This window comes from Aeromonas sp. R10-2 (assembly GCF_040908445.1).
GTDB classification, from domain to species: domain Bacteria; phylum Pseudomonadota; class Gammaproteobacteria; order Enterobacterales; family Aeromonadaceae; genus Aeromonas; species Aeromonas veronii.
Genome location: NZ_JBFODS010000045.1, coordinates 1 through 3,944 on the forward strand (window position 1 = coordinate 1; position 3,944 = coordinate 3,944).

The 3,944-nt window shown below is 52.6% G+C and carries 2 protein-coding genes and 1 pseudogene; all 3 read left to right on the top strand.

All coding sequences use genetic code 11. The features are described 5' to 3' along the window. Nucleotides 1–1,005 (top strand): IS3 family transposase gene (locus AB5Y97_RS10850; protein WP_368157858.1). Its coding sequence is split into 2 segments (ribosomal slippage), with 1,006 coding nucleotides annotated over them: nucleotides 1–170 and nucleotides 170–1,005; the frame shifts between segments, so codons are not numbered across the junction. This gene is flagged as partial in the annotation. Nucleotides 1,006–1,540: 535 nt separating this feature from the next. After that, a pseudogene (locus AB5Y97_RS10855) lies at nucleotides 1,541–2,254 on the top strand (phosphoethanolamine transferase); the annotation flags it as partial. A gap of 92 nt (nucleotides 2,255–2,346) precedes the next feature. Further along, nucleotides 2,347–3,908, top strand: a protein-coding gene (locus AB5Y97_RS10860) for an IS3-like element ISAs20 family transposase (RefSeq protein ID WP_088813959.1) whose coding sequence is annotated in 2 segments (ribosomal slippage) — nucleotides 2,347–2,809 and nucleotides 2,809–3,908 — 1,563 coding nt in all. Because the reading frame shifts where the segments join, the coding sequence is not laid out codon by codon here. Nucleotides 3,909–3,944 lie beyond the last annotated feature (36 nt).

Sequence of the window (3,944 nt, forward strand, 5' to 3'; positions counted from 1 at the left end):
CCGTGAGCATGGCATCAGCTCCGCTACTTTCTACAAGTGGCGCTCCAAATTCGGTGGCATGGACGCCTCCCTCATGGCTCGCCTCAAAGAGCTGGAAGAGGAAAATCGTCGCCTCAAGAAAATGTATGCCGAGGAGCGCCTCAAGGCCGAGATCATCGCCGAGGCCATGGCAAAAAAGTGGTAACGCCATCTGCCCGCAGGGAGATGGCTACCAAAGCGATTTCACACTTTGCTATCTCAATCAGGCTAGCCTGCAACATCTTCAAGGTCAGCGAAGGCTGTTATCGCTATCAACCCGTGCTTGCCGATGAAAACCTGCTTATTGCGGATTGGTTGCTGCGTATCACCGACAGCCAGCGTAATTGGGGCTTTGGCCTCTGCTTCCTCTATCTACGCAATGTCAAAGGGTTTGGCTGGAACCATAAGCGGGTCTACCGGATTTATCGGGAGCTTGAACTGAACATGCGGATCAAACCCAAGAAGCGATTGGTGCGTGAAAAGCCGGACGCATTGGCCGTGCCAGACAAGCCCAATCAGTGCTGGTCGATGGATTTTATGCATGACCAGCTCAGTGATGGTCGGTCGGTGCGACTGTTTAATGTGATCGATGACTTTAATCGCGAGGCGCTGTGCATAGAGGTTGATTTTTCATTGCCTGCCTCGCGGGTCAAGCGAGCCCTGGAGCAGGTGATCGAGTGGCGTGGCAAACCAGCGATGATCCGGTGTGATAATGGCCCGGAATATATCAGCGAGGAGCTCAAGGAGTGGGCGATGAAACAGGGGATCACCTTGGGGTATATCCAACCTGGCAATCCCCAGCAGAACGCGTACATAGAGCGGTTTAACAGAACGGTGCGTTACGATTGGTTGGCTCATCACCTGTTTGGCACACTGGAGGAACTACAAGAATTTGCAACGCAATGGCTGTGGGTTTATAACCATGAACGGCCCAATATGGCGCTAGATGGCTACACACCGAAACAGCATCTGGCAAAGGCTGCATGACCTCTACTTTTGAATGCTCCTAAAAATGGGGGGATTACCCAATTGGAACTTGATGAAGTTCAAAGTAATGAACTGTAACTGTATGATTTTTCATAAAAATGTTGTAGTTACTCATGTAGTGAAAGCATCTAAATGAACTAAAAAAATGATGCGTTCTATTACATAATTCATTTATGGGTTGAATAGATATGGCAAGAATCCTGATGACTCGTGCTCTTGATGACAACGGCCATATAGTTGATGTCAAAGACGTTGTTAGTGGAAAAGCATGCAATTGCACATGCATCGGTTGTCAGGGCGCGGTCTGGGCTATGAAAGGGCAAGTTAAAGCCCATTATTTTGCTCATGAGCCTAACTCAATCGAGCAGAACTCCTGTACCTGGAAGCCGGAAACGGAAATACATATCCTAGCTAAAGAGGTTTTAGGGAAAGTGCGAACAAGTATCCCACGAACAAAAAATGAAAATTTTAGTCATTTAATATCAATGGGTTACCATTAAATGCTCTCGTGCCATATGACTTATTCGCACCTTCCCTAGATGTGTTGCAAAAAACGGGGATCTCCATTTTTTGGAAGGAGAACGATGGAGGCTGCAAAGGCGTCTGCGACCGAGTACCTAACATCGAAATCGAACCAAAGGATCACCCTAAGTTCTGCGATAAAAACACATGCTATGACGAGGTTGTCCTTCAAGACCTCGATAGTGAAATTGCTCAAATGAAAGGGGATAAGCTGGTTGGCTTCCACCTGATAGGTAGCCATGGCCCAACCTACTACAAGCGCTACCCTGATGCTCATCGTCAGTTCACCCCTGACTGTCCACGCAGTGATATTGAAAACTGCACAGATGAAGAGCTCACCAACACCTATGACAACACCATCCGCTACACCGATTTCGTGATTGGAGAGATGATTGCCAAGTTGAAAACCTACGAAGATAAGTACAACACCGCGTTGCTCTACGTCTCCGATCATGGTGAATCACTGGGAGCATTAGGGCTTTACCTACACGGTACACCGTACAAGTTTGCACCGGATGATCAGACCCGTGTTCCTATGCAGGTGTGGATGTCACCTGGATTTACCAAAGAGAAAGGCGTTGATATGGCGTGTTTGCAGCAGAAAGCCGCTGATACTCGTTACTCACACGATAATATTTTCTCATCTGTATTGGGTATCTGGGACGTCAAAACATCAGTTTACGAAAAGGGTCTAGATATTTTCAGTCAATGTCGTAATGTTCAATAAATTACATTATTGGGGGCCCCCGGTGTCAGAATAGTTGTCGCCTAATCTGAATAATCTAAATGTGAAGACCGGGGGCGGATAAAGAGTGTCGAATGGCTCGTTATTCAAGTGAGCGCAAGGCTGCTTTGCTCAAGAAGCTGCTGCCGCCCATCAATATGTCGGTGGCCGAGTTGGCTCGGCAGGAAAACATCAGCGAGGTCACTCTGTATAATTGGCGCAAACACGCCAAAGACGGAGGGTCTCCTGTGCCCGGGGACAACAAACTGACCGATGAATGGCCCGCCGAGGCCAAGTTCGCCGTCGTGCTGGAAACCGCTGCGCTTTCCGAGATTGAACTCAGTGAGTACTGCCGCCGTAAGGGTCTCTATCCCGAGCAAGTCCAGCAATGGCGCCAAGCCTGTATTCTGGGCCAGCAATCCGCTCGTACCTTACAACAGGCGGAGAAGGCACAGGCCAAAGCGGACAAGAAGCGTATCCGGCAACTGGAGCAAGAGCTGCGGCGCAAAGACAAGGCCCTGGCCGAGGCAGCAGCTCTGCTGATATTGCAAAAAAAGCTCGATGCCTACTGGAGCAACGTCGACGAGGACAACTGACCTCGTTGCCAGAGCGGCAGCAATACGTTGCATGGTGGCGCGAAGCGCTTGAAGCTGGCGCCCGCAAGCATCCTGCGGCCGAGGTGTTGGGGCTGAGTCTGCGCACGCTCCAGCGCTGGTTGGCCGGGCCTGAGCTGAGTGCCGATAGGCGACCGGATGCGGTTCGTTCCATACCTGCTCATGCATTGAGCCCAGAGGAGCGGCAGGCCGTGCTGGACGTCTGCAATAGCCAGGAGTTCGCCTCGTTGCCGCCGAGTCAAATTGTGCCACGGCTGGCCGACCAGGGGCGCTACTTGGCCAGTGAGTCGAGCTTCTATCGCATCTTGCGGGCGGCTGACCAGCAGCACAGGCGTGGCCGGAGCCAGCCACCGCGCCATGTGCCGGTACCAACCAGCCATACCGCGACTGGGCCCAATCAAGTGTGGTCCTGGGATATCACCTACTTGCCGTCACTCGTGCGCGGCCAGTATTACTACCTCTATCTGATAGAGGACATCTACAGCCGCAAAGGGGTGGGCTGGGAAGTGCATGAGCAAGAGTGCGGTGAACGGGCGGCGGCGTTGCTGCAACGGAGCATCATCCGCGAGCAGTGCTGGAAGCAGCCGCTGGTCTTGCACTCGGACAACGGCGCGCCAATGAAGTCAGTCACGCTGCTGACCAAGATGCATGACCTGGGTGTCACGCCCTCGCGGGGACGGCCTCGGGTCAGCAACGATAATCCGTACTCGGAGTCATTGTTCAGGACGCTGAAGTACTGTCCGCAGTGGCCATCAGACGGCTTTGCCAGTCTGGAAGCGGCCAGGGAGTGGGTGCGCGACTTTATGGCCTGGTATAACGAAGAGCACCGGCATAGCCGTATCCGCTTCGTCACACCCAACGAGCGGCATCGGGGTGACGATAAAGCCCTGCTGGCGAAACGGGATGCTGTGTACCAGGCCGCCCGAGCACAACACCCAGCGAGGTGGAGTGGCAAGACGCGAGACTGGACACCTATCGGTGCCGTGATGCTAAATCCGGAGCGGCCCGAGAAACCCGAGCCGGAGCAAAAAGAGGCTGCTTAAAACAGCTTTGCGCGACAACTATCTTGAAAAACGCCG